The 23,688-nt window shown below is 58.5% G+C and carries 27 protein-coding genes; 17 read left to right on the forward strand and 10 right to left on the reverse strand.

Annotated elements, in window-relative coordinates:
* Positions 1–69: 69 nt before the first annotated feature.
* The 5 genes from AO065_RS16135 to AO065_RS16155 all read left to right on the forward strand — a co-directional run bounded on the left by AO065_RS16135 (position 70) and on the right by AO065_RS16155 (position 4,821).
* The gene (locus AO065_RS16135) at positions 70–600 is read left to right on the forward strand and encodes a nuclear transport factor 2 family protein (protein ID WP_004879638.1); all 531 of its coding nucleotides are present in this window, start codon (positions 70–72) and stop codon (positions 598–600) included.
* A gap of 122 nt (positions 601–722) precedes the next feature.
* On the forward strand, positions 723–1,577 hold the full coding sequence (locus AO065_RS16140; RefSeq protein ID WP_032650384.1) for an oxidoreductase: 855 nt from the start codon (positions 723–725) through the stop codon (positions 1,575–1,577).
* Positions 1,578–1,667: 90 nt separating this feature from the next.
* Positions 1,668–2,387, forward strand: coding sequence for a haloacid dehalogenase type II (locus AO065_RS16145; RefSeq protein ID WP_004879636.1), 720 nt, complete (start codon positions 1,668–1,670; stop codon positions 2,385–2,387).
* Positions 2,388–2,467: 80 nt separating this feature from the next.
* On the forward strand, positions 2,468–4,222 hold the full coding sequence (locus AO065_RS16150) for an OPT family oligopeptide transporter (protein WP_004879635.1): 1,755 nt from the start codon (positions 2,468–2,470) through the stop codon (positions 4,220–4,222).
* A 254-nt stretch (positions 4,223–4,476) separates the two neighbouring features.
* Entirely contained in the window at positions 4,477–4,821 is a 345-nt protein-coding gene (locus AO065_RS16155) for a hypothetical protein (RefSeq protein WP_004879634.1), read from the forward strand.
* Between the two features lie 71 nt (positions 4,822–4,892).
* Here the strand turns inward: AO065_RS16155 and AO065_RS16160 are convergent, their stop codons facing one another.
* Positions 4,893–5,162 carry a hypothetical protein gene (locus AO065_RS16160; RefSeq protein WP_004879633.1) on the reverse strand — a complete coding sequence of 90 codons (270 nt, stop codon included), beginning with the start codon at positions 5,160–5,162 and terminating at the stop codon, positions 4,893–4,895.
* Between the two features lie 174 nt (positions 5,163–5,336).
* Between AO065_RS16160 and AO065_RS16165 the strand changes: the two genes are divergently transcribed.
* A complete protein-coding gene (locus tag AO065_RS16165; RefSeq protein WP_004879632.1) occupies positions 5,337–5,819 on the forward strand; it encodes a GNAT family N-acetyltransferase in 483 nt (160 codons plus the stop codon).
* A 270-nt stretch (positions 5,820–6,089) separates the two neighbouring features.
* On the opposite strand, the gene AO065_RS16170 is transcribed toward AO065_RS16165, so the two are convergent.
* Both AO065_RS16170 and AO065_RS16175 read right to left on the reverse strand, forming a co-directional pair.
* Positions 6,090–7,214, reverse strand: a complete 1,125-nt coding sequence (locus AO065_RS16170) for an alkene reductase (protein ID WP_004879631.1) — start codon at positions 7,212–7,214, stop codon at positions 6,090–6,092.
* Positions 7,215–7,328: 114 nt separating this feature from the next.
* Positions 7,329–8,006: a type 1 glutamine amidotransferase domain-containing protein gene (locus AO065_RS16175; RefSeq protein WP_004879630.1), complete on the reverse strand. Its 678-nt coding sequence runs from the start codon at positions 8,004–8,006 to the stop codon at positions 7,329–7,331.
* A gap of 207 nt (positions 8,007–8,213) precedes the next feature.
* Between AO065_RS16175 and AO065_RS16180 the strand changes: the two genes are divergently transcribed.
* A complete protein-coding gene (locus AO065_RS16180) occupies positions 8,214–8,798 on the forward strand; it encodes a TetR/AcrR family transcriptional regulator (protein WP_004879628.1) in 585 nt (194 codons plus the stop codon).
* 18 nt (positions 8,799–8,816) lie between these two features.
* On the opposite strand, the gene AO065_RS16185 is transcribed toward AO065_RS16180, so the two are convergent.
* Together AO065_RS16185 and AO065_RS16190 are read right to left on the reverse strand one after the other, a co-directional pair.
* Complete coding sequence (locus AO065_RS16185; protein ID WP_004879627.1) at positions 8,817–9,119, reverse strand: ArsR/SmtB family transcription factor; 303 nt, start codon at positions 9,117–9,119, stop codon at positions 8,817–8,819.
* A gap of 46 nt (positions 9,120–9,165) precedes the next feature.
* Positions 9,166–10,059, reverse strand: a complete 894-nt coding sequence (locus tag AO065_RS16190; protein ID WP_004879625.1) for an NAD(P)H-binding protein — start codon at positions 10,057–10,059, stop codon at positions 9,166–9,168.
* 76 nt (positions 10,060–10,135) lie between these two features.
* Between AO065_RS16190 and AO065_RS16195 the strand changes: the two genes are divergently transcribed.
* Together AO065_RS16195 and AO065_RS16200 are read left to right on the forward strand one after the other, a co-directional pair.
* A complete protein-coding gene (locus tag AO065_RS16195) occupies positions 10,136–10,723 on the forward strand; it encodes a TetR/AcrR family transcriptional regulator (protein WP_004879624.1) in 588 nt (195 codons plus the stop codon).
* A 203-nt stretch (positions 10,724–10,926) separates the two neighbouring features.
* Positions 10,927–11,706 carry a YkgJ family cysteine cluster protein gene (locus tag AO065_RS16200; protein ID WP_004879623.1) on the forward strand — a complete coding sequence of 260 codons (780 nt, stop codon included), beginning with the start codon at positions 10,927–10,929 and terminating at the stop codon, positions 11,704–11,706.
* A 51-nt stretch (positions 11,707–11,757) separates the two neighbouring features.
* On the opposite strand, the gene hisM is transcribed toward AO065_RS16200, so the two are convergent.
* The 5 genes from hisM to AO065_RS16225 are packed head-to-tail and all read right to left on the reverse strand — an operon-like array spanning position 11,758 to position 15,877.
* Positions 11,758–12,465: a histidine ABC transporter permease HisM gene (hisM, locus tag AO065_RS16205; protein WP_004879620.1), complete on the reverse strand. Its 708-nt coding sequence runs from the start codon at positions 12,463–12,465 to the stop codon at positions 11,758–11,760.
* Positions 12,462–13,151: an ABC transporter permease gene (locus AO065_RS16210; protein WP_004879619.1), complete on the reverse strand. Its 690-nt coding sequence runs from the start codon at positions 13,149–13,151 to the stop codon at positions 12,462–12,464. The genes hisM and AO065_RS16210 overlap by 4 nt, the downstream gene beginning before the upstream one ends.
* Positions 13,152–13,175: 24 nt before the next feature.
* Positions 13,176–13,946: an ABC transporter substrate-binding protein gene (locus tag AO065_RS16215; protein WP_004879616.1), complete on the reverse strand. Its 771-nt coding sequence runs from the start codon at positions 13,944–13,946 to the stop codon at positions 13,176–13,178.
* A gap of 60 nt (positions 13,947–14,006) precedes the next feature.
* Positions 14,007–14,861 carry a PfkB family carbohydrate kinase gene (locus tag AO065_RS16220; RefSeq protein ID WP_004879615.1) on the reverse strand — a complete coding sequence of 285 codons (855 nt, stop codon included), beginning with the start codon at positions 14,859–14,861 and terminating at the stop codon, positions 14,007–14,009.
* A 2-nt stretch (positions 14,862–14,863) separates the two neighbouring features.
* Positions 14,864–15,877 carry an SIS domain-containing protein gene (locus AO065_RS16225; RefSeq protein WP_004879613.1) on the reverse strand — a complete coding sequence of 338 codons (1,014 nt, stop codon included), beginning with the start codon at positions 15,875–15,877 and terminating at the stop codon, positions 14,864–14,866.
* Between the two features lie 229 nt (positions 15,878–16,106).
* On the opposite strand from AO065_RS16225, the gene AO065_RS16230 reads away from it, so the two are divergent.
* The 8 genes from AO065_RS16230 to AO065_RS16265 all read left to right on the forward strand — a co-directional run bounded on the left by AO065_RS16230 (position 16,107) and on the right by AO065_RS16265 (position 23,688).
* Complete coding sequence (locus tag AO065_RS16230; RefSeq protein ID WP_004879611.1) at positions 16,107–16,898, forward strand: GntR family transcriptional regulator; 792 nt, start codon at positions 16,107–16,109, stop codon at positions 16,896–16,898.
* An 88-nt stretch (positions 16,899–16,986) separates the two neighbouring features.
* Positions 16,987–17,709, forward strand: coding sequence for a GntR family transcriptional regulator (locus AO065_RS16235; protein WP_004879610.1), 723 nt, complete (start codon positions 16,987–16,989; stop codon positions 17,707–17,709).
* Positions 17,706–18,494 carry an SDR family oxidoreductase gene (locus tag AO065_RS16240; RefSeq protein ID WP_004879609.1) on the forward strand — a complete coding sequence of 263 codons (789 nt, stop codon included), beginning with the start codon at positions 17,706–17,708 and terminating at the stop codon, positions 18,492–18,494. Before AO065_RS16235 ends, AO065_RS16240 begins: the two co-directional genes overlap by 4 nt.
* 92 nt (positions 18,495–18,586) lie before the next feature.
* Positions 18,587–19,519 carry a 3,5-dioxohexanoate:acetyl-CoA acetone transferase gene (gene kce / locus AO065_RS16245; protein WP_004879607.1) on the forward strand — a complete coding sequence of 311 codons (933 nt, stop codon included), beginning with the start codon at positions 18,587–18,589 and terminating at the stop codon, positions 19,517–19,519.
* 57 nt (positions 19,520–19,576) lie between these two features.
* Positions 19,577–20,455 carry an SMP-30/gluconolactonase/LRE family protein gene (locus AO065_RS16250; protein ID WP_004879605.1) on the forward strand — a complete coding sequence of 293 codons (879 nt, stop codon included), beginning with the start codon at positions 19,577–19,579 and terminating at the stop codon, positions 20,453–20,455.
* Positions 20,456–20,538: 83 nt separating this feature from the next.
* The gene (locus tag AO065_RS16255; RefSeq protein ID WP_004879604.1) at positions 20,539–21,861 is read left to right on the forward strand and encodes an MFS transporter; all 1,323 of its coding nucleotides are present in this window, start codon (positions 20,539–20,541) and stop codon (positions 21,859–21,861) included.
* Positions 21,862–22,091: 230 nt separating this feature from the next.
* On the forward strand, positions 22,092–22,409 hold the full coding sequence (locus AO065_RS16260) for a helix-turn-helix domain-containing protein (RefSeq protein WP_025993022.1): 318 nt from the start codon (positions 22,092–22,094) through the stop codon (positions 22,407–22,409).
* Positions 22,402–23,688, forward strand: coding sequence for a type II toxin-antitoxin system HipA family toxin (locus AO065_RS16265; RefSeq protein ID WP_004879600.1), 1,287 nt, complete (start codon positions 22,402–22,404; stop codon positions 23,686–23,688). The genes AO065_RS16260 and AO065_RS16265 overlap by 8 nt, the downstream gene beginning before the upstream one ends.

Here is a 23,688-nt window from a genome sequence, read left to right on the forward strand (position 1 = left end):
CGCAAATGCCCGCTCATCCTGGGCGGGCCTTCTGCTCTTCAATGCCGTGACGGCCAAAGGAGTCTTTAGATGCACGTTTCCATTCTGAAAAAAATCCACGCGTTGGCGCTGGCAGTGGCGGCCCTGATTGGCGCCGGGCTGATTTCCGGCAATGCTCATGCCGATTGCGGCCCGGATACCGAGGCATATAACAAGCAGCTCATGACTCAGGCCTTTGATCGCTGGGCGGCTGGAGGGACGACGTTCTTCACTGACATGCTGTGGCCGGATGTGGTTTGGACCATAAAGGGCTCGGGTCCCAGCGCGGGCGTTTATCGAGGCGTCGATTCATTCGTTCGACAGGCGGTGCAACCGTTCGTGTCGCGGTTGTCCAATCCGGTCAGGCCTGTGAGCAAGCGCGTCTGGGCGGATGGCGATCACGTTATCGTTCAGTGGGACGGCGTTGGCGTTGCGCGGGACGGACAGACTTACAACAACAGCTACGCGTGGATCTTTCACATGCGTGACGGCAAGGCGTTTGAAGCCACCGCGTTTCTCGATCTTGCACCTTACGACGATGTGTTACGACGGATTCCGGTGCCTGCCGCGAGCGGCGGATAGAAGGTTTTGATTCGGGCGATAGATATCTATTGATGTCGATCAGCATCAAAGTCGTTGACGGCTACGATTACGTTCATCATCATAGCGCCATCTTCATTCGATCGACCCGCGAAGGAATTCCCATGACGACTCCTAAACCTGTAGCACTGGTGACCGGCGCTTCTTCCGGCATCGGCGAAGCCACTGCCAATGCGCTCGTTGCGGCAGGCTATACCGTGTACGGAACCAGCCGGAAAGGGAATCAGAGCGGACAGCGTAACTTTTCGATGCTGGCCCTCGATGTGACGGACGATGCGTCCGTCGAGGCGGCGATCAAGGAACTGCTGGTGCTGGAAGGGCGTATCGACCTGCTGGTCAACAACGCCGGATTCGGACTTGCGCCTGCAGCAGCTGAAGAGAGCTCGATCGAGCAGGCCAAGGCGATCTTCGATACCAACTTTCTGGGCATTGTGCGCACCACTCGTGCGGTCGTACCGCACATGCGTCGGCAGGGAGGCGGCCGAATCATCAACATCGGCTCCATTCTGGGCATCGTGCCGGTGCCGTTCGTGGCGTTGTATGCGGCCAGCAAGCATGCGGTGGAAGGGTACTCGGAATCTCTGGATCACGAATTGCGCACCTTTGGCATCCGGGTCACGATCATCGAGCCTGGCTATACCAAGACCTCGTTCGAAACCAACAACCTCGAAGCCGACGCCAAGCTTGAGCTCTATCAGGACGTGCGGGCCAGGGTGTCCAAAGCGGTCAACCACGCCATGGCCAATGCCGACAGCCCGGAGGTAGTCGCCCAGGTGGTGCTCAAGGCTGCGCGTGCCGAGCGTCCGAAGCTGCGTTATACCGCCGGTAAAACCGCTGGCCAGTTTCAATTCATGCGCCGCTTTGCGCCAGCGGGTTTTCTGGATGCGGCCATCCGCAAGAACCTGAAACTGGACGCAAAATCACCTTCGCAGGCACGCACGTCTCACCAGCCAAGTTGATCCGGCCGGCATCGCCCGATCAATCCCTGTTCGCCAGACGCGCGTTTACTCACTACAGTGGTTCCCGATGGCAACTTCAGGAGGAGCCCGATGACGCTTCCAAAAGCGCTGGCGTTTGATGTCTTCGGTACAGTGGTTGACTGGCATTCGGGTATTGCCCGCGAAACCGCAGCGTTTCTGGCGAACAACCTGCCTTCGGTCAGCCCGGCCGAGTTCGCGTTGCAGTGGCGCAAGCTGTACGCCCCGGCAATGCGCGAGTGCATCAATGAGGCAAGAGGCTTCGTGGTGCTGGACACCTTGCACCACGAGACGCTGCAACAGCTGTTGACGACCCACGGCCTGAACGTCGGCCGGATTCAGCCCGATGAGTTATGGCGGCTCGCCCATGCCTGGCGCCGACTGGATCCCTGGCCCGATGTGCCTGAAGGGCTGGTGCGACTGCGCGAGCGTCTGCCTGTCGTGACCCTGTCCAACGCCAACGTCGAGCTGATGATCGCGATGAACCGCTACAACGGCTTGCAGTGGGACGCCTTGCTGGGCGCTGAATTTGCCCAGACCTACAAACCGGAGCCTGCCGCCTACCTGACGACAGTCGATGCCCTGGGCCTGAAACCCCAGCAGTTATGTCTGGTGGCGTGCCATCACAGCGATCTGGCGGCAGCCAGGGATTGCGGCCTGATGACGGCTTTTGTCCATCGGCCCATGGAGTACGGTGGAGCGCCCGCGCCCGACGCGGATTATGCCCAGGACTGGGACTACGAAGCCGACAGTCTCATCGATCTCGCCCGGCAGCTTTGCACCGCACCCTGAACCTTCCGACGATACAGCGCTCACTTGTTAAGCCGCCGCGTTGAGTGACCGCGCTGTCCCATTGCCGATAAGGAATTCGCATGCACCAAGCCTCGCCATCGCTTTCGTCGACGACTTCGCTGGCCGGACCTGTAGAGCGTGAGCTCAGCCTGCGCGCTGTGGTTACCGGGATCGTGCTCGGTATCCTCCTGACGCCTTCCAATGTGTACGCGGGACTCAAGATCGGCTGGTCGTTCAACATGTCGATCATTGCCTTGCTGATCGGCTATGGCATCTGGCAGGGGCTGGCCCGGCGTTCGAGTACGCAATTGCCCTGGACCCTGCACGAAAGCAACATCAACCAGACGGTCGCTTCTGCCGCCGCATCGATCATTTCCGGCGGGCTGGTTGCGCCGATTCCTGCCTACACGCTGCTCACCGGCCAGCAACTGGATGCGATTCCAATGATCGCCTGGGTGTTCTCGGTGAGTTTTCTGGGCATCTGGATCGCCTGGTACCTGCGCCCCTCGCTGCTCAACGACAAGGCGCTGAAGTTTCCCGAGGGCATGGCGACGCTGGAAACCCTGCTGCACATCTATAACCACGGCCATGAAGCCGCAACACGTCTCAAAGTGCTGCTGAGCGCTGCATTGCTGTCGGCATCGGTCAAGTGGGTCGACACTTTCATGTGGGCCTTGCCACGCTGGTCGCCGAACGCACAGCTGGAGCGTCTGACCTTTACTGCGGACCCCTCGCTGCTGCTGGTGGGCTTTGGCGCGATCATCGGCATTCGCGTGGGTCTGACGTTGCTGCTCGGTGCCGCTCTGGCATGGGGCGGGCTGGCGCCCTGGCTGCTGGAACAGGGGCTGGTGCAGTTGCCGCCCGACAGCAGCGGACCACAGTTCGCCGCGCTGGTGGAGTGGTTACTGTGGCCGGGCGTGAGCCTGATGGTCTGCTCGACACTCGCGTCGCTGGCGATACGGCTTTGGTCACTGCACAAAACCACCCGGGCGGAGGGCGGCAAAACCTGGGCCCTGCCAAAGCCTGGACCGGCAGCCGGTTTCGCGCTGGCAATCGTGTTGGTGGTCAGCCTGCAGGCCCTGTTGTTCGGCATCAATCTGTGGATGGCGCTGCTGACCATTCCATTGGCCATCTGCCTGGCCGCAGTGGCTGCCCGAGTGGTCGGTGCCACTGGCATTCCACCCATCGGCGCCATCGGACAGTTGTCCCAGTTGAGCTTCGGCATCGTCGCACCGGGTCAGGTGCCGATCAACCTGATGAGCGCCAACACCGCAGGCGGTTCGGCCGGGCAGTGCACTGACCTGATGAACGACTTCAAGGTCGGCCGCGCCATCGGTGCAACGCCGCGCAAACAATTGATCGCGCAAACTCTGGGGATCTTCGTTGGCAGCATCGTTGGCGTGTTCGCCTATCTGGCCCTGATCCCCGACCCGCAGAACATGCTGCTCACCGAAGAATGGCCTGCGCCCGCCGTCGCTACCTGGAAAGCCGTGGCACAAACCCTGACCCACGGGCTGGACTCGCTTTCCACGAGCATCCGCTGGGCGATCTTCATCGGCGGCCTGGCAGGGCTGCTGCTGGGCATTCTCGACAGTGTGTTGTCCACACGCCGCGCCAGATTCCTCCCCAGCACCGCCGCGCTGGGTCTGGCCTTCGTACTGCCGGCATCGGTATCACTGATGATGGCCCTCGGCGCAATCGTGACCTGGCTGGTGAGCTGCCGCTGGGCGAGCCTGACCGAGCGGTTCGCGATTACCGCGGCGGCGGGGCTGATTGCAGGGGAGAGTATTACCGGGGTGGGGGCGTCGTTGTGGCAGATGGTGGGGAATGGTTAAGGTTGCGCTGAGAGGCGCTTCTGCCCGCAGTAAGTGGGAGGGGGCTTGCCCGCGATGAACGATGATGCGATTTTCCTGACACACTGCATCGCCGGCAAGCCGCCTCCCACGGACCGGTGTTTGCAGCGCGAGGGCGATACCTCGTAGACGTGGCGGGGCCACTCACGGCTCAAGCCTGTTTATTCAGGAACGTTACGTACTGCCTGAACACGATGCATCGAACATCAACCCATCGACTGTGCGATCAAACGTCTATGTCAGCTACCGTCGTTGTCCTCATTGTTCAATTTATTCTCGGCCCCATCTGTCTCTGCATTGCAGTGCCTTACATCGGTTTTCCCAAAGCCTCAACGAGAATTGATCACCCCTCCAGACCCTGGCGAATCTTCTATCGAATCATGTTGGTGGGCATGTGCAACTTCCTTTCGGCGACCGTGACATTTATCGCGATGATTGCCGCAATGGGTGAGATCAACGATGAGGGCCTGTCGGACATCAGTTGCGCGCTGCTCATGGCAATTCTGCCCATACCCTTGCTTGTCGCCTTTTACTGGTTTTATGTCAGAGGAATGCGCATGCGGGATCGGGAGAGCATATGAGCGATGGTCTTTTTCACAAGCACCACGCAAGGGCGCGTCGTTAGCTTTGATGCGCAGGATTTACGTTCAGCTTACCCAGCAAGCGACCTCAAAAGAATGTGCCGATTCCACGGTCCGCAATACCTGGGGATGTGTGCGATCAGCACATAGCCGATGCGCTGATACCAACCGGCAACCCCGTCATCCAGCGTTTCAATGATTGAATCCACCCAGCCTCTTTCGAGAGCCAGCGCCTCTAGCTTGTGCAGTGCCTCGGCGCCGAGCCCGGTGTCGATGACGCCATCTCTGATTGCTTGCAGAAAGCTACTGTCGAGGTTGTCATCCGTTATCCATTTTCTCATTCCTGTGCCCCCTGCACGTTTGTGTAGAAAATAGACAGGCAAATGAAATGCCAGGAGGTGTTGATTCACTAGGTCCAGTTGCCGACGCTGGGCTTACACTGCGATAAACCCTGGCGAATGGAAAGATTTGTACGAGACACATTAAGCATGACGTGACGAGGAGGACCGCAAGCAATGGAATCGCAGATTAGCTATCGAAAAGCGACAATGGACGATGTTCTGGATATCTGCAAAGTGGGTCAATTGCTCAATGCCATCCACCACGAGGCACGCCCAGACATCTACAGCGCTGCCACTACGGACTATGCGCGCGACTTGCCTCACTGGATGAGAAGCTTCGAAAGTCCTTTTCAGGTCGTCTACATCGCGCATGTCGATAACCGTGCGGCGGGCTTCATCACCGCCAGCCTTGCGTCGAGCAGCGGACCATTGATGCAGCCATTGGATTGCGTCCGAATCGGGTCGGTCTGCGTGGCTGAAGCAGAATGGGGAAAAGGTATCGGAAGTTGCCTTTTGCAAATGGCCAAAGACTGGGCCATTCAGCAGGGAGCGAAAGATATCAGGCTGACGGTCTGGGCGTTCAATGCACAGGCCATACGGTTATACACGGAGTTAGGCTATGAGACGCGTGCACTCGAGATGGGAATGCGCCTGTAACAGGCTGGATTATCTGCGAATGCATACTGTGTTTGTGCAGTGGGAGGCTCCACCACGTCTTCGAAGTAGCGCTGTCGCGCAGCAAACACCGGACCGTGGGAGGCGGCTTGCCGGCGATGAACGATGACGCGACTTTTCTGACATACCGCGTCGACTGCATCGCCGGCAAGCCGCCTCCCACAACAACGTGTTCAGTCAGCAGGTTACGTGTTGTTTGATAAGAGCGGCGCGCTCTTCTACAAAAAGCGCGCGCCTGATGAACCCTGTGGGTCAATCACGATAAACAGGATAATCCGTATATCCCTCGGCACTCCCGCCATACACCGTCGCCGGGTTCAGCGTATTCAAGGGCCAGTCATGTTTGATCCGCGCAGGCAGGTCGGGGTTGGCCATGAACGGGCGGCCGAACGCAACGAAGTCTGCCAGTCCTGAGTCCAGCAATCTGGCACCCGATTCGGCGTTGTAGCGACCTGCGTAGATGATTGCGCCCTTGAACGTGTCGCGCACTGCACGGCGGAAGGTTTCCGGCATGGCAGGTGCGTTGTCCCAGTCGGCTTCGGCGATGGACAGGTACGCGATGCCCACATCCTGAAGGATCTTGATCGCCTCGATGTACGTGGTGTGCGGGTCTTCCTCGACCATGCCCAGGTAAGTGCGCGCTTCGTCGGTGGTCGTGAACAGTGGCGCAAAACGCACGCCGACCTTTTCCTTGCCGATGCATTCGGCCACGCCAGCGACCACTTCGCGCAGAAAACGCAGGCGGTTCTGCAGAGAGCCGCCGTACTGGTCGGTGCGAAGGTTGCTGTGCGCGGAGATGAACTGGTTGACCAGATAGCCGTTGGCGCAGTGCAGTTCGATACCGTCGAAGCCGGCTTCCATGGCGTTGCGCGCAGCCTGAATGTAGAGCTGGATCAGTTCCTGGACTTCATCAGTGCTCAGCGCTCGTGGAGCGGAAGGTGGAACCAGCTCGCCTGCGCCGGGGGCGGTTTCGATGAACACGCTGACGCGATCAGTGGCAACGGCAGAGGCCGACACGGGGGCATCGCCGTTTGGCTGCAAGGCGGTATGCGATACACGGCCCACATGCCAGAGCTGCGCGAAGATCACGCCGTCTTTGGCATGAACGGCTTCGGTCACTTTGCGCCATCCGGCGATCTGCTCTGCGGTATGAATACCCGGAGTCCAGGCATAACCCTGACCGCGCGGCTCGATCTGCGTGCCCTCGGTGACCAGCAGGCCAGCGCCGACGCGCTGTTGGTAATACTCGGCCATCAATTCGTTGGCGACGTTGCCCGGTTGTGTGCTGCGCTGGCGGGTCAGCGGCGGCAGGACGATGCGGTTTTGCAGGGTGTGGGAACCCAGTTTGGCTGGGGTGAAGAAAGCGCTGTTTTTCATCGGTGTACCTTGTTTGGTCTGATTAGACCAGTCGACTAGTATTTGGGTGAAAATAAAACCGTGTGCCAGGCACACGGTTTCATGAGCTGCCGAGGACGGACGCTGGTCTATGGATCAGCCAAGCATCTTCAAAAGCTTCTCGGCCACTGCAGCCGAGCTGGCGGGGTTCTGACCCGTGACCAGTTGGCCGTCAACGACCACGTGGACTTGCCAGTCAGCGACTTTGGAGTAGTGGCCGCCAAGGCGTTGAAATTCGTCTTCGATCAGGAAAGGCACGACGTCGGTCAGGCCAACCGCAGCTTCTTCGGCATTGGTGAAACCGGTCACTTCGCGGTGTTGGATCAACGGCTTGCCATCGGCTCCGACGACGTGACGCAACACGCCCGGTGCGTGGCAAACGAAGCCATGAGGCTTGTTGCTGCGATCAAAGGCTTCAATCAGCGCGATGGAATGCTTGTCTTCGGCCAGGTCCCACAGCGGGCCATGACCGCCTGGGTAGAACACCGCATCAAAGTCATCAGCGCTGACATCAGCCAGGCGACCGGTAGTGGCCAATGCCTGCTGAGCAGCAGGGTCATTGCGGAAACGATCAGTCTCGGCGGTCTGTGCATCCGGCTCATCGCTCTTCGGATCCAGCGGAGGCTGGCCGCCCGCTGGCGAAACCAGTGTGATCTCTGCGCCAGCGTCCTTGAAGGCGAAGTAGGGGGCGGCGAATTCTTCCAGCCAGAAGCCGGTTTTCTTGCCGGTGTTGCCGAGCTGATCGTGTGAGGTCAGAACCATCAAGATTTTCATAGCGCACCCTGTAGTTGGTCAGGCATCAGCGACGTGCAATGAATTTGCGTGTCCCGAGTACCTGTGGAATAGGTTGACGGGGCGCAGCATAGTTTCTAATTAGACCAGTCGTCTAGTAGTTTTTTTAACCCGAGGTTTTTCACCACCGGATGTGGCAAACTCTCGGTCCTTCGAATACGACTGGTCTATTGCCTGGTAATCCGCCCCATGAAACCGACCTACGACGACACCCGCCAACACCTGCTCGACACCGGCCACCGGATGATGGCCGAGCGAGGCTTCACCAGCGTCGGCCTGAACGAACTTCTGCAGGCGGCAGGCGTGCCCAAGGGCTCGTTCTATCACTACTTCAAGTCCAAGGAGCTCTATGGCCAAGCCTTGCTGGAGGACTACTTTGTCGGCTACCTCGCTGACATGGAGCGACGTCTCACGCTGCCCGGTCTGAGCGCTTACGAGCGTTTGATGGACTACTGGCAGGGCTGGCAGGATCGCTGCGTGCCGGACGGGCAGGGCGACGAATGTCTGGTGGTCAAGCTCAGTGCCGAGGTGTCGGACCTGTCCGAAACCATGCGTCTTACGTTGCGTGACGGTACGGAGCGGGTCGTGTCGCGTATCACTGTTTGCATCGAGCAAGGACAGGCCGACAAGTGCCTGCCTGTCGGCGATGCCCGTGCACTGGCGGAGACGCTCTATCAGCTTTGGCTGGGAGCCAGTCTGCTGAACAAGTTGCAGCGCACCGGGCAGTCACTGGGCAGGGCGATGGAGACGACGAAGCGGTTGCTGAGTGTTTGATCGAACGCAACAGCCCGACTAGGTGGAATGACTGAGAATTGAATCAAGCAAGCCTGGAAAGCGTCTTTCAAGCTCATCCTTGCGAAGAGAGTTCATGTGGGCTGTAGCAACCGTGCGGGTGCGCATCAATCCCGCATCACGCAGAACCCTGAAGTGATGAGAGACGCTTGATTTGGGGCGCCCTCCATCCAGCTCACCGCAGGTCGCTTCGGCCATGCTGTCGAGACGGCGAATGATCTCCATGCGTACAGGGTCGCTCAAGGCATAGAGAACACGCTCAAGAACGAACTCGCTGGCTTCCGGATGTTTGAGTGCTCTCATGATCAGCAACCTTTAACGCAGAACGGTTGGAGTGGATGCGATGTTTTCAGCGCACCTGACCTCTGAAAGCATCAAGGTTTTCACGAAGCCAATCGGACAACGAGCGGGGCGCGTTACCGGTGAGGTCTTCTACCGTGAAGGTCCGTTCTGTCAGTACGCAGTCATGGAAAACCCGGTCAAGCCCCACGAGAATTTCAGCCACGAACGGAGAGAGTCCGTCGGCAACCAGCGCAGCATGCTGGGCGGCGGGAGTCCTGTGGGTATAGCTGACAGCGTGACCTAGCAAAACGGATAGTTCCTCGGCAATTTGCGGCATGGTCCAGTTTCCAGGTCCTGTCAGGTGATAGGCACGCCGGGAGCCTTTCTCCACATCTTCCAGTAGCGCTATACGCGCACAACTGGCCACGTCTCGAGTGTCGATCAGGTTGACGCGTCCATGGCCTGCGGCACCGGCCCAGGTGCCCACAGCAATGGCATTACCAGCGCGTTTGAGTACGTCCATGAATGTGGTGGGTCTCAATACGGTAGAAGCCAGGGATTGCTGACCCAGATGCGCTTCTATCGTTGAATGCCAGGCGAATGGATTCATAGGGGTCGATGGCCCCATGACCGAGAGCTTTACGATGTGCTGCACACCTGCTTCTACGGCAGCGTCAATGAGGGCAATTTCATTGGCGACCTGTTGCACAGACGTACCGTGAGCAATGAACAGTTTATCGACACCTGCAAGCGCCTTTCCGAGCGTTGACGGTTGATCAAAATCCACTGTCGCGGACGCCACCCTCGCGATAGAGGGCGGGGATGATTGTTGGCGTGTAAGCGCCATCAGGGTGACCGGGTCAGGTGCCAGTTGATCGATCAACTGCATGCCTACGCGGCCCGTAGCGCCTGCAATGGCGATGCGCAGTGGTTTCGTTTGCCTGTTGGATGGGTCAATCATGATGAATTTTCCGTATCATGGAACGATCAGTCCATCTATCCTGTACCGATCGTTCCAGTGTGTCAACGGAGGAATCATGAGCGGTAAACCGCAATATGATGAAAGCGCGGTGTTGAAAGCCGCTACAGGCGTTTTCTGGCGTCATGGGTATGCAAATGCCTCTGTGAGCGATCTGACCGAGGCGACGGGACTGTCTCGATCAAGCCTGTATCAGCGCTTTCAAGACAAGGACGGGCTCTTCAACGAGTCCCTCCAACTGTATACCGAGCGCGTATTGGCCCGGATGAAATCGACTCGCGTACAGACCTCCAAAGCGAGCGTGGAAGCGCTGCTACGTGAGTTTCTGCCCAAAGAGTCTGATGTAACGCGCCCGTCAGGCTGTCTGATTTCGCGCAGCAACGCTGAGCAGGAAGGCCTTAGTGCCACAGGAAAAAGCGCTGCGAACGCTGCGGCCTGCAAGCAGCGGCAGATTTTTCTGGAGATTTTGATGGATGGGCAAGTGGCAGGTGAGATCGAGCGCGACGTGGATGTGGATCTGCTGGCCTGGTATTACTTCGGAATATTGCAGTCGATTGTAAATCTGCCTTTGGTGGGTGCTAACAGCCAGACGCTTACCCGTCTCATTGACGTCGCCATGCTCACATGGCCGCAAGGCAAGGCGTGAATGACGGTCGTGTTGAGGCTGTTTCGCCGACATCCGGAGGCCCGTTGGCTGAACAGGTTGGCGTCGCTTCGATCAAGGCTTGCTTACATATAATTGGTAACTAATTGTTGGCTGATTGCCGCCCCGCATTTGATGTATACCCTTTTTCTTTTTTTGCCGTCGCCGCTGCACGAAGAGTGAAGGGTGAGCGTTAAGGACTGACCATGAAGCCCGAAAGCCAACCCGCCATGCAGGCGAAAAGCGGCCCGATTACGTTTGCATGCAATGGATGCGGAATCTGCTGCAAAGGACGTCTCATACCCCTCACGCTTCAAGAGGCCGAGGAGTGGCTGGATCGCGGTAACGATGTCGCCGTCATACTTGAAGCGTTCGACCACTCGACCTACCTCGATCCGGCACACTACGCCCACAGCGTCAAGCGCGCTGCGGAAGTGATCAGTGGCGAGGCACGCATCCAGGTGGTCGCCGTCTTTGCGGGTAACGCGCTGACACAGTGTCCGAGTCTGGGTGAGGATAACCGCTGCGGAATCTACGAAGACCGGCCGCTGGTCTGTCGAATCTATCCCATGGAAATCAACCCGTTTCTGACCCTGCGTCCCGAAGAAAAGGTGTGTCCGCCGGAAGTCTGGGAGTCGGGCGACGTGTTGTTTTCTGATCGGGTCGTTGACCCTGTCCTGGAGGATCAGATTCAACGCTCCCGCCAGGCAGACCGAGACGACGCCGGGGCCAAGATTGCCGTGTGTGAACAGATGGGAATGAACGTCGCGGCCTGGAAAGGCGATGCTCTGGCTGTTTATCTGGCTGACCGCGTGTTACTGCGACAGGCCATAAGGCTCGTCAGGGCAGGGGATCCTAAGCCTGCAAACGTGTCCTGGAAAGTCCGTGCCGATGATGCCGATCTTCACACCCGTCTGGACCTGGCGGGCGTTGAAATGGATTTTGGAAAACAGACCGACTACATCTTTCATTCCGTTGCCGTATGAGCCTGCCGGGTGATGGTTGTGCTTTTACGGAATGAAGAAAATACCGAGACGTCAGCGCAACCGTTGATACGCCAGCAACCGGTGCTCGGTCGCTCGAAACAGGCCAACCAGAGCAAATGCCACCAGCATGTATAGCAGCGCAGCTATCCCGTAGGCCTGAAAAGTCTTGAAGGTGGCAGCGTTGACATCGGCAGCAATTTTCAGAATATCGGGCACCGTTGCCGTAAACGCGATGGCCGTGGCGTGTAGGACAAAAATCACTTCGTTACTGTAAGCGGGAAGTGCCCGGCGCAACATGCCGGGTATCAGCACGTGAAGGAACAGTCCGCTGCGCGTCATGCCCAACGCCAAAGCAGCCTCGATCTCGCCACGGGGTGTGGTGCGCAATACGCCGGAGAGAATTTCGATGGTATAGGCGCAGGTATTCAAGGCCAGCGCCAGAATCACGCAATGCATACCGTCCTTGAAGAACCACCACAAGCCCGGCGATTCCCTGATGACGCTCAGACTGGCCATGCCGCTGTAGATAATCAACAACTGGACGAACAGCGGCGTACCGCGAAACACTAGGGTGTAGAGCCTGACCGGCAGAGCGAACCATGGGCTGCTGTAGGTGCGTATCAGGGCCAACGGTATTGCGGCGAGCAACCCGATGGCGGCGGACGTTACCAGCAGCCATAACGTGACGGCCAGACCGCTCCAGTGGTATCCGTCCGACCACAGGAAGTTCGGCCCGAACTCTTGCAGTATGTCGATCACGATAGCCTCCGCTTAGGCTCGACGCTGTAACGCCGCTCAAGCTGTTTGAGCGCAACACTTGAAAGGATTGCGAAGGCAAGGAATATCGCGGCAATCACCAGGTAGAAAAACATCTGCCTTGAAGTCGCGTTACCGGCCTGTTTGGCTACCTGCACCATGTCGTTGAGACCCAGCAGCGAAATCAGTCCGGCACCTTTCAACAGGACTTGCCAGATATTGCCGAGGCCAGGCAGCGCAAAGCGCATCATCAACGGAAACCGGATGCGGCGCAGCACTTGCCAATGACTCATGCCATAAGCACGAGCGGCTTCCAGTTGCCCAGGTGGAGTGGCCTGGAACGCGCCGCGAAAGGTCTCCACGCAGTACGCTCCGTAAATGAATCCCAGCGTTGCGATGGCAGTGCCGTAAGGGTTCAGAGGCCATGAATCCTGGCCGAACGCTTGCGCCATCTGGTTCAGTCCGATCTGTGCGCTGTAGTAAATGAGCAGCATCAGGACCAGGTCCGGAACACTGCGCACCAGGGTGGTGTAGAGGGTCGCGATCAGCCTTAGCGGTGCCAGTGGCGCCAGTTTTGCCAAGGCTCCCAGCAGGCCGAGCAGGACCGCGAGGCAGGCAGCCCAGATGGCCACCTGAACGGTCAACCATGCCCCCTGAAAAATGAGATAGCCGTACCCCTCAAGGAACATGATTTCAGGCTCCGCGGTGGTGGTTTATTGAGGCGAAATGTCGAAGTCGAAGTATTTTCTGGCGATACGGTCATAGGTGCCGTTTTCGTGAATCTTCTGGAGCGCCCGGTTGATGTCGGTGGCCAGCGCGGTGTCACCCTTTCGCAAGCCTATTCCTGTTCCCGGCCCGAATATTTCGGGTGATTTGACGACGTCGCCGGCGTAGCTGAATCCCTTGCCTATCGGCTTCTTGAGCAAGCCTTCATTGATCGCGATGGCGTCGTCAAAAGCAGCATCGAGCCGTCCGTTCATCAAGTCCGAATAGGTCAGGTCGCTGCTTTGATAAGGCACTACCTCTACACCCTTCAAGCCCCACATCCGCTTGGCATAGACTTCGAACACACTGCCTTGCTGCACACCAATGCGCTTGCCGCGCAAGGATTCTGCCGTCGGCTGCCAGGGGCTGCCTTGCGGTGCCACCAGACGGGCAGGGGTGTCGTACAGCGTGTCGGAAAAAGCGATTTCGTTCTTGCGCGCTTCGGTAATCGACAGCGCAGACAGGATGCCGTCGAACTTCTTGCCTTTAAGCGCCGAGATCATTCCATCGAAGGCGTTTTCCACCCAGACACACCGACGTTTCAACTCGGTACACAGGCTTTCACCCAGCTCGATATCGAACCCTGTCAGCGAGCCGTCCGGTTGCTTGGACTCAAACGGAGGGTAGGTGGGGTCTACCCCGAAACGCAGCTCGTCACTGGCGCCCCAGCTCAGCAGTGGGAGTGCCGCGAACGTTAATCCGATCAGACATTTTTTCATCGACAGGGTATCCACAACGGTTGGTTGAACGGTCCAGGCACACGCCTGGAACAGCGCGTATCAGCCTTGGTTTTTCAAGGCGTTTTTCAGGTGCTCGGAGCGTTCGACGTCCAGTGTCTGCGCATGACCAAAACCACCGTTCCAGCCACAGACCTGAACGGCATAATCGACGCCGCGCACCAGACACTCCGCAAGGCCGTACCGGGCCTGATTCGCCAGCAGAAAAGCGGTAGTGAATCCGTCTCCGGCCCCCATGCTGTCGACGACGCTGCAGGGCAGGCCAGGGTGTTCGTGGATCCCTTGCCCATCAGTCGCGAGCGCACCCCGCGCACCACGAGTGATGACCACGATCTTCGGCCCCATGGCCTGCATCGAGAGCGCCAGTTCGTGCGCGTCTTGTGAAGGCAGGTCGGCGGCCGAGAAAAAGGCGATATCGACCTGTTCGATCAGACCTTTCCACTCGAACTCGACCCAGTTGTCCGAGAAGTCGAAAGACAGACAGCCACTTGCATGACGAATCTGCGCCAGCTGGTTTTCAAGCCCGCTATAGAGGCTGCTGTGCGCCAAGGGGAACTGCGCGATGTAGGCCAGATCCTCGGTGCTGAGTTGCAACTGACGACAGACACCAGGATCGCTCCCGAGAAACACGCGCTCGCCATCGATGCTATCGACACACGCCCAGCCATTGGCGCCCGGCAGCGTTCGGCAACGGGACGTATCGACGTGTTCTTTCTGAAGGCTGTCGAGCAGACACTTGCCGTAACGGTCATCGCCCACGCAGCCCAGGTAGGCGCTGCGAGCGCCAAGCCGGGACGCAAATACCGCTGCGTTGAGCGCATTCCCGCCCGGATACTCAATGTTCCGGTCCAGGTAGACGTCCATGGTGTTGTCGCCGACCGCGATCAGGCTTGCCATGCTCAGTACTCCGTTTTCCACATATAGCGGCGAGTGGTCAGCGGTTGTTGATGCCAGACAGCCAGATGCGCGGCGATGCGTTCAGCTGCGATACCGACGATATAGGGCGCAACCATGGCGCGGATTTCGGGCTCGATCCCGACCATCGGGAAGTCCTTGGAATCGTAGATCATCACCCGCTCGGTATAACGCTGGCAGAAGCTCACGACCCGTTCCATCTGCGCCCGGCTGGGATCTTCGCCAACCAGCAGCAGCAACGGAGTAGAGGCGTCGATGGCTTCGAACGGACCATGGAAAAATTCCGCAGCTTCCACGGGCAGGCAGTGCAGCCATTGGCTTTCCATCACGACACACACGCCGAATACATAGGCAGTGGTAAACATCGGCCCCGATGCCAGGAAATACATGACGCGATCATCTTTGTAGAGGCGGGCCTCTTCAGTGGCGCGTTGGTCGTTGTTGATTGCCGCATCCGCCAGCGCTTGCGGCAATGCCTTGAGCGAGCGGGTGAGCTTGTCGAGCAATGGCCAGCCTTCACGTTTGGCCAGAATTCCGCCGACCAGGGCCTGGAGGATCATGAAGCAGCCGAAGTAGGCCTCGTCCGTCGGCCCCAGCAGAAAGCAATGCTGAACGGCTTTTGCCAGCGGCAACCCGGCCGTTTGCGTCACGCCCACGGTGAGACAGGGTTTGCCCTGAAGAAAGTGTGCAGCGGCGATGGTTTCCTGCGTCGTTCCGGACTTTGAGGCAAGCACCACCAGCGTGCGTTCGTCCAGGCGCGGCGGATCGATATCCATGAAATCGGCCGGGAAGTAGCGCCGGACTTCCAAGGAATGGCTATAGCGTTCAATCCAGTATTGCAGACCGAGCATGATGCGATTGGGCGCACCGCAACTGACGAAATAAATCCGGTCGATCCGCGTGGCCAGTTCCTGGCCGAACTGCTGGGCGTCGTCGACGATTTGAATGGATTGTTGCAAGGAAGCGATAAAGCCTTCCCGGTTGAACTGGATCGCCATGCGGACTCCTGAGTACCTTGTGAAGAGGCTACTATTCGCCAAGAATTAGACCAAAACCTATACCATGAAAAAGACCACTACAAGGCTTTTCCTTCATGGTCTAATAGGGCGAGTGAGCGATTTTGTAGAAAGCTGATGGGCCGTTCATTAACCAGATCGCCTAACGCGGGGACTTTTTGGCTGTAGCAGTCACACGAACCGCCAGAAAAAATAAATCGGGATGTAGACCATGAAGTTGACCAGTGAAAAACCTTCGGACACGGCGTTTCCTGCCCCTCTGCGCAAGCAGGTGGCCTGGCAGGCTGTGCAGGCATTGCTGGAAATGCTTGAGCGCCCGGAGTTCGGGCCGACTGAGCGTATTCCGGCGGAGCGGGACCTGGCTGAGCACCTGGGCATCAGCCGCATGACCTTGCGCAAGGCATTGCAGATACTGATCGACCGAGGGGTGCTTGAGCGTCGCGGCAACCGTGGAACCTTCGTGACGGCACCAGGCGTTGAGCGGCCACTCAATACCATGGCGCGCAAGGGCATCGCCCAAGTGGTTGAACAGGCCGGGGCTCGCCCAGGCAGCAAGCTGCTCTACTTTGAGCAAACCGCCGCAAGTGCTCGCGTCGCCAGACTGCTGAAGATTCAGGAAGGGGACGTGCTACTCACCATCAGGCGTCTGCGCACAGTGGACCAGAAGCCGTTCTGCATCGAGACCAGCTACATCCCCGCCGCCAAGGTCCCTGAGCTGGTTGCTGCCGACCTGATTGAAGGGGCGTCGCTGTATGCGCTGTTGTCGGAGCGCTATCAGATTGAAATAGAAAGTGATGAGGGGACGTTAAGCGTTGCCACGATGAACGACCAGGAGGCCCGATTGCTGGAGGTTGAACCCGGCACAGCCGCATTGGTTTATCGAGGCGTGATATTCGATACCCAAGGGCAGCCGGTCGAGTATCTGGTCTCGGTCAACCACCCCCAGCGCGTGGTGTTCAAACTGGCAGACAGTCGGATCAATGGTTTCCATGCCCGTCCCTAGACCGCCGGATGCTGGCCAAAAACAATTTGACATATGTTATTTGTGATCACATATTGAGCGCATAAGAACGCCAATATGAGCCAGATCCATGACCGACAGTCCGACCCTCCTGCCCAGCATGCGCCAGGTTTCTCGCGATACCTTGCAGGATCAGATCTATCGTCAGATCCGTGAAGCGTTGATGAGCGGTCGCTTCCAGCCAGGCCAGAAGGTGACGATCCGCGGCCTCGCCGAGGCGCTGGGTTCCAGCCCGATGCCGGTCCGTGAAGCACTCAATCGCCTCAGCGCAGAGAATGCCTTCGAAGTCACTGAAACCTCCCGTCTGCGCGTCCGCATGATGACGCCCGAGCGACTGCGCGAGATTCGCGACGCGCGGGTTGCGCTCGAAGGCCTTCTGGCCGAGAAAGCGGTCCTTCTGCTCAAGGACATCGACCTCAAGGAAATCAGCCACCTCTGTGACCAGATGCAGCAGGCCGCCGACAGCGTCGATGTGCCCCGTTATCTGTGGACCAACTTTGCCTTCCACCGGCGTATCTACGCGGTAGCGAACGCTGAGCTGACCATCGCCGCCGTTGAGAATTTCTGGCTGCACATGGGCCCGTGCTTTGCGCTGGTGGCACCCGATAAGGCGCACCTTCAGCGCTCGATGGAGGCACACAACCGCATCGTTCAGGCGCTTGCCGAGCGCGATGGGGCTGCGGCCCGGGCGGCAGTCACCGACGACATCATGCAGGCCGCCGATTCCCTGGCGCGCCTGATCGTCAAGAGCGGCCGTTCAAGGTCGTCTGTCTCTGGAGCAAAAAAAGCATGAGCGTTCTCGATCGACTGATTCCCTATAGCGGCCTGCGAGTACTGATCTCTGGAGGTGCCGCCGGCATTGGCGAAGTACTGGCGGCGGCTTATACCGAAGCCGGTGCACAGGTGCATGTGTGTGATGTCAGCGAAACCGCCCTCGCATCGTTTCGCGACCGGTATCCAGAGAGTGTCGCCACCCAAGCGGATGTGGGTGACCCTGCGCAGATCGAAGCGGTGTTCAAGGTCCAGCGCGAACGCTTCGGCGGTCTCGATGTGCTGATCAACAACGCCGGGATCGCAGGTCCTACGGCGGGCATCGACGCCATCACCGATGAAGATTGGCAGCGCACTGTCGACATCAACCTCACCGGACAATACCGCTTTGCTCATCACGCGGTTCCGCTGCTCAAGGCATCGCCCAACGCGCACATGATCCACATTGCTTCCGTTGCTGGCCGCCTGGGTTACGCCTGGCGCACACCGTATGCGGCGACCAAATGGGCCATTGTGGGTTTGATGAAATCGCTGGCATCCGAGTTGGGCGAAAGCGACATCCGCGTCAACGCGTTACTGCCCGGGATCGTCGAAGGCCCGCGCATGGACGGTGTGATTCGTGCCCGCGCCGAACAGATGAAAGTGCCTGAAGCCGAGATGCGCGAGGAGTACCTGAAAAAAATATCGCTCAGACGCATGGTCACCGCTGAAGACGTCGCGGCCATGGCGTTGTTCCTGTGTTCGCCCGCCGCGCGCAACGTGACCGGCCAGGCCATCAGCGTGGATGGCAACGTCGAGTACCTGTAGACGTCTCGATCCGAACGAAGATAACGGCCGTACGTATTCCGGTCGGGCAACCCCAATCACTTTCTCGCCAAGAACAAGAATGGAGAAGACTCATGCCCAAAAAACGCCCGGTGATCATCACCTGCGCCGTCACTGGCGCCATCCATACGCCTTCAATGTCGCCGCATTTGCCGATCACGCCGCAGGAAATTGCCGACGCGGCCATCGGTGCCGCTGAAGCGGGTGCATCGATTGTTCACCTGCATGCTCGCGATCCCCATGACGGTCGGCCAAGCCAGGACGTGAATCTGTTCCGCCAGTTTCTGCCGCAGATCAAAGCCAGCAGTGATGTGATCATCAACATCACCACCGGCGGCGCGCCGACCATGGGTGTGGAAGAGCGTCTGCAGCCGGTGGCGCAACTCAAGCCCGAATTGGCGTCGTTGAACATGGGCTCCATGAACTTCGGGCTTTACGAAATGCTCGATCGCTTCACCGAGTTCAAGCATGACTGGGAGCGGCCATACCTGGCCGAAAGCGACGACCGGATTTTCCGTAATACTTTCCGCGATATCGCTCACATTCTCGATACCTGTGCTGAAAACCGCACTCGCTTTGAAATTGAATGCTACGACATCGGTCATTTGTACACCGCTGCGCATTTTCTGGAGCGTGGCCTGCTCAAGGCGCCGATTTTCATTCAGTCAGTGTTCGGCTTGCGAGGTGGCATCGGCGGTCACCCTGAAGACCTTGCACATATGCGTCGTACGGCCGACCGCCTGTTTGGCGATGCCTATCAATGGTCGATTCTCGGTGCCGGTCGCAACCAGATTCCTTTGGGCACGATGGGCCTGTCGATGGGCAGTCATGTGCGCGTCGGTCTTGAAGACTCGCTGTGGGATGGGCCGGGCAAACTGGCAGCGTCCAACGCTGATCAGGTCAAACGTATCCGCACTGTGATCGAAGCCCTCGGCGGAAGCGTGGCGACGCCAGATGAGGCGAGGGAAATGCTCGACCTGAAGGGCAAGAACCAGGTCGACTTTTAACACCTGTTTTCAGTGACCCAACGTGCCATCTCAATAACAACAAGACAGAGGTGAAACATGCGTATCGAAGTCGTCGTGGACGTCAAGACCACGCTGGGCGAAGGGCCGGTCTGGGATGTCGAACAGCAACGGCTGTACTGGATCGACAGTTTCGACGGTCGGATCCTGCGCTGCACCGGGGACGGGCGCGAACTGCGCGCCTGGGATGTCGGGCAGAAAATAGGCTCCATGGCTCTGCGCAGGAATGGCGATGCAGCTATCGTCGCCCTGCAGCACGGGCTCTACAGTCTGGACTTGCCAACCGGCGATCTTGAACTGATCGTCGACCCCGAGCCGGGGCAGCCGAACAATCGGCTCAATGACGGCAAAGTCGATCGTCAGGGCCGATTCATCGTCGGTTCGATGGATACACAGGAAGATCAGGCGAGCGCCAGGCTCTATCGTCTCGACCCGGACCTGAGCCTGCATACCCTGGACGAAGGCATCATCGTTTCCAACGGCCCATGCTGGAGCCCGAACGGCGAGACCTTCTATTTCGCCGACACCTGGTCCGGGGAACTCTGGGCTTACGACTACGACAATACGACCGGAACGGTTGCCAACCGCAGAACGTTCGCCAAGGTCGATACCTCCGGTGGCGGCGCTGCGGATGGCTGCACTGTGGATGCTGAAGGCTGCCTGTGGCAGGCGCTGGTGTATGCCGGAAAACTGGTGCGTTACACGCCGGACGGGCAGGTGGATCGCATCATCGACATGCCTGTGAAGAAGGTCACCAGCCTGACCTTCGGCGGACCGAATCTGGACACGCTGTTCGTCACCTCCATGGCCAAGCCTCCGCTGCCGCGCTTTCCCGAAGACGGCCAGCAACGGGGTGCTTTGTTCGCCATCACCGGGCTGGGTGTGCAAGGCATCGCCGAAAAACGCTTCGCCAGCTGATCGACCCGAAAAATCGGACCCGACCGTTAAGGACAACTGAACTCTCTTTACAGCGCGTGCGTGGCACGCCTGGAGATTCTCCCGTGCAAAATAATAAAAAAGCATCGCTGGGCCAGATCCATCGTTTCTCGTGGGTATCGTTATTGGTGTGTTGGTTGATCTGGATCCTCAACGCCTATGATCGCGAGATTGTCCTGCGCCTGGGGCCGACCATTTCCAAGCACTTCGATCTGTCGGCAGATCAGTGGGGCACACTGGCGACTGTCGTTATGTTGGCCCTGGCGGTTCTGGATATTCCCGGCTCCATCTGGAGTGACCGCTACGGCGGCGGCTGGAAACGCGCGCGCTTCCAGGTACCGCTGGTGCTGGGTTACACCGCGCTTTCGTTCCTGTCCGGCTTCAAAGCACTCAGTGCAAGCCTGGCCAGCTTCGTTGCCTTGCGGGTGGGTGTGAACCTTGGAGCAGGTTGGGGCGAGCCGGTCGGCGTCAGCAACACCGCAGAATGGTGGCCCGTGGAGCGCCGGGGTTTTGCCCTTGGCGCTCACCACACCGGCTACCCCATCGGCGCGATGCTCAGTGGCATTGTCGCGAGCTTCGTGATCACCACGTTCGGTGAAGAAAACTGGCGCTACGTGTTCTTCTTCGCGTTCGTTGTAGCGCTGCCATTGATGATTTTCTGGTCGCGCTACTCAACCGCCGAGCGCATCACCCAACTGTATGTCGACATTGCCGCCAAAGGCATGACCCCACCGGACAGCACGCCATCAACCAACGTCAAAGGCCAGGCCTGGAAAACGTTCAAGGCGACGCTCGGCAATCGCAACATTGCCCTGACCGCCGGCAACACGATGCTGACGCAGGTGGTATACATGGGCGTCAACATTGTCCTGCCCGCGTACCTGTACAACATCCTTCACCTGTCGCTGGCCGAATCGGCAGGCATGAGTGTGGTATTCACCCTGACCGGCATCCTCGGGCAACTGGTCTGGCCGTCACTCTCGGACATCATCGGCCGGCGGGTGACATTGCTCATCTGCGGCGTGTGGATGGCTGCCAGCGTCGGTGCGTTCTACTTCGCCAACACCACATTCATCATCATCGTCGTGCAATTGCTGTTCGGTCTGGTCGCCAACGCAGTCTGGCCGATTTACTACGCAGTGGCCTCTGACTCCGCACAGCCATCTGCAACCTCGACCGCCAATGGCATCATCACCACCGCGATGTTCATTGGCGGCGGTATTGCACCGATATTGATGGGCACACTGATCAGCATGGGCGGTGGCTGGACGAGCCTTCACGGCTACACGGTGTGTTTCTTTGTCATGGCAGGCTGCGCGCTCGGCGGGGCGTTCCTGCAGCTGTTTTCTCATCGGCCGCAGGTGTTGGTTGTTCAGACAGGGCTCTGATGGTTTTGGTCCCGGTGGTGAGGGCTGCCGGGATTTCAGTTACCCAGAATGCGATTGCAGAGGGCACCAATTGTTCAACTTTTTATGTGGATTAAATCCATTATATTGTGGTTAAAGCCAAAATTTGTCGTATAAGTCACGATATTTAGGAATTAGGTCGCTTGATACCTAAGGGCATTAACTCTACAATTTTGGAGATTAACGATCAGCGAATGGGCTTGGTGCGCACTATGTTGGATTTGAGCTTCAGCAAGCCGAGCGAGGTTGTCAAACGCCTCTGCGATCGCCTACGCACAGAGCGGCTGGCGCTGGACATGACACAAGCCGACCTGGCCGGACGTGCCGGCATCGGTACAAACACCGTGTCGAACCTTGAAGCCGGGCGCAATGTAGGATTCGAGAACGTCGTTCGTGTGGCGATGGCGCTTGGCCGAACCAGGGAGCTTGAAGGTTTGTTCCTGCCAAAGCTGGATAGCATCGAAGATATTCGGCGCTACGAAAACAGCGCCAATCGTCTTCGTACGAAGAGGAAGTCCGGCAATGCTTGAGCAGGTAAACGTCTTCTACGAGGGCTGGGGCGAGCGATGGCAATGGGGCACGCTGGTCTCCACGACCGCCCTGACCGGTCGCCCGCTGATCGTGTTCGAGTACAGCAATGAAGCCAGGCAAAGAGGCCTGGAGCTGTCTTCCTACACGCTCCCGTTGCAGGGGCCTCAGTTGCGCAAGGGCTTCCCGGACCACCAACTGTACTTGCCCGGGCCTGTCTACGACTCCTTGCCCGATGGGTGGGGAATGTTACTGATGGACCGTATGTTCAGGCGCCGCGGGCTCACCACGGCGCGCATCGGCTCACTGGAACTGTTGGCCTACATCGGCAGCAATGCCATGGGTGCCATGACGTTTGAACCCGTGGCGCCCGAAGGGCAGGGGGCCGAAGTCCATATCCCGCTGGAAAAACTTGCCGCCGAAGTACAGGAAGTGCTCCATGGAGACGGCGGTGAGTTTCTGCAGACATTGATGCTGGTCGGTGGCTCGCCTCAAGGAGCAAGGCCCAAGGCCCTCGTCTATCGCGATCCTGAAACCGGCGCATTTACCACGGCGGTCACACCGGGTTTTGAAGCATGGATGGTCAAGTTTCCGGCCAAAGAAGAGCATGCCGAAGTGTGCGCTATCGAAATGGCCTACGCCGAGTGCCTGCGCATGTGCGGGATTGAAACCCCTGACACGCAATACTTCAGTTTGCCTGATGGGCTGGCTGCGTTTGCCAGCAAGCGATTCGACCGCCAGGAGGGTCTGCGCATCCCCATGCAAAGCCTTGCCGCCTTTACAGGGGCCAATTACCGGTCTCCGGGCGTATTGGATTACGTCAATTTCCTGCGTGCAACACAGATGTGTACCAACGACGTCCGAGAGATGGCGGTGGTCTTCGAACGTGCCGTCTTCAATGTTGCATTCAACAACCGAGACGATCACCCCAAGAACTTTGCTTACATCATGTCGCAAGACGGTCAGTGGAAACTGTCCCCGGCTTACGACGTGACCTTCTGTGAAGGGCCGGGTGGCTATCACCAGATGGATGTGATGGGAGAAGCCCTGTCGATTTCCCGCGCACAAATGCTTCGGTTTGCCGAAGAGGCCGAGGTGCCTTCGGACGTTGCCGGTAGGATGATTGATGGTATTTGTGATGTGGCGAGCCGGTTTACGAGCGTTGCCGAGAAGCTGTGTCCTGGGGGTATTACTTCAGACACCTTGCGCGTGATTCAGGGCCGTATTGATCAGAACGTCGATCGGTTGCACCAAGGTCATGAAGGCCGCGGTCGCCGTTGA

The organism is Pseudomonas viridiflava (genome assembly GCF_001642795.1).
In the GTDB taxonomy this organism is placed as follows: domain Bacteria; phylum Pseudomonadota; class Gammaproteobacteria; order Pseudomonadales; family Pseudomonadaceae; genus Aquipseudomonas; species Aquipseudomonas viridiflava.

What these genes read in the sequence shown, in the direction of transcription:
- AO065_RS16135 (WP_004879638.1), top strand. Translation starts at nt 70, where the DNA reads ATGCACGTTTCCATTCTGAAAAAAATCCACGCGTTGGCGCTGGCAGTG.
- AO065_RS16140 (WP_032650384.1), top strand. Translation starts at nt 723, where the DNA reads ATGACGACTCCTAAACCTGTAGCACTGGTGACCGGCGCTTCTTCCGGC.
- AO065_RS16145 (WP_004879636.1), top strand. Translation starts at nt 1,668, where the DNA reads ATGACGCTTCCAAAAGCGCTGGCGTTTGATGTCTTCGGTACAGTGGTT.
- AO065_RS16150 (WP_004879635.1), top strand. Translation starts at nt 2,468, where the DNA reads ATGCACCAAGCCTCGCCATCGCTTTCGTCGACGACTTCGCTGGCCGGA.
- AO065_RS16155 (WP_004879634.1), top strand. Translation starts at nt 4,477, where the DNA reads ATGTCAGCTACCGTCGTTGTCCTCATTGTTCAATTTATTCTCGGCCCC.
- AO065_RS16160 (WP_004879633.1), bottom strand. Translation starts at nt 5,162, where the DNA reads ATGAGAAAATGGATAACGGATGACAACCTCGACAGTAGCTTTCTGCAA.
- AO065_RS16165 (WP_004879632.1), top strand. Translation starts at nt 5,337, where the DNA reads ATGGAATCGCAGATTAGCTATCGAAAAGCGACAATGGACGATGTTCTG.
- AO065_RS16170 (WP_004879631.1), bottom strand. Translation starts at nt 7,214, where the DNA reads ATGAAAAACAGCGCTTTCTTCACCCCAGCCAAACTGGGTTCCCACACC.
- AO065_RS16175 (WP_004879630.1), bottom strand. Translation starts at nt 8,006, where the DNA reads ATGAAAATCTTGATGGTTCTGACCTCACACGATCAGCTCGGCAACACC.
- AO065_RS16180 (WP_004879628.1), top strand. Translation starts at nt 8,214, where the DNA reads ATGAAACCGACCTACGACGACACCCGCCAACACCTGCTCGACACCGGC.
- AO065_RS16185 (WP_004879627.1), bottom strand. Translation starts at nt 9,119, where the DNA reads ATGAGAGCACTCAAACATCCGGAAGCCAGCGAGTTCGTTCTTGAGCGT.
- AO065_RS16190 (WP_004879625.1), bottom strand. Translation starts at nt 10,059, where the DNA reads ATGATTGACCCATCCAACAGGCAAACGAAACCACTGCGCATCGCCATT.
- AO065_RS16195 (WP_004879624.1), top strand. Translation starts at nt 10,136, where the DNA reads ATGAGCGGTAAACCGCAATATGATGAAAGCGCGGTGTTGAAAGCCGCT.
- AO065_RS16200 (WP_004879623.1), top strand. Translation starts at nt 10,927, where the DNA reads ATGAAGCCCGAAAGCCAACCCGCCATGCAGGCGAAAAGCGGCCCGATT.
- AO065_RS16210 (WP_004879619.1), bottom strand. Translation starts at nt 13,151, where the DNA reads ATGTTCCTTGAGGGGTACGGCTATCTCATTTTTCAGGGGGCATGGTTG.
- AO065_RS16215 (WP_004879616.1), bottom strand. Translation starts at nt 13,946, where the DNA reads ATGAAAAAATGTCTGATCGGATTAACGTTCGCGGCACTCCCACTGCTG.
- AO065_RS16220 (WP_004879615.1), bottom strand. Translation starts at nt 14,861, where the DNA reads ATGGCAAGCCTGATCGCGGTCGGCGACAACACCATGGACGTCTACCTG.
- AO065_RS16225 (WP_004879613.1), bottom strand. Translation starts at nt 15,877, where the DNA reads ATGGCGATCCAGTTCAACCGGGAAGGCTTTATCGCTTCCTTGCAACAA.
- AO065_RS16230 (WP_004879611.1), top strand. Translation starts at nt 16,107, where the DNA reads ATGAAGTTGACCAGTGAAAAACCTTCGGACACGGCGTTTCCTGCCCCT.
- AO065_RS16235 (WP_004879610.1), top strand. Translation starts at nt 16,987, where the DNA reads ATGACCGACAGTCCGACCCTCCTGCCCAGCATGCGCCAGGTTTCTCGC.
- AO065_RS16240 (WP_004879609.1), top strand. Translation starts at nt 17,706, where the DNA reads ATGAGCGTTCTCGATCGACTGATTCCCTATAGCGGCCTGCGAGTACTG.
- kce (WP_004879607.1), top strand. Translation starts at nt 18,587, where the DNA reads ATGCCCAAAAAACGCCCGGTGATCATCACCTGCGCCGTCACTGGCGCC.
- AO065_RS16250 (WP_004879605.1), top strand. Translation starts at nt 19,577, where the DNA reads ATGCGTATCGAAGTCGTCGTGGACGTCAAGACCACGCTGGGCGAAGGG.
- AO065_RS16260 (WP_025993022.1), top strand. Translation starts at nt 22,092, where the DNA reads ATGTTGGATTTGAGCTTCAGCAAGCCGAGCGAGGTTGTCAAACGCCTC.
- AO065_RS16265 (WP_004879600.1), top strand. Translation starts at nt 22,402, where the DNA reads ATGCTTGAGCAGGTAAACGTCTTCTACGAGGGCTGGGGCGAGCGATGG.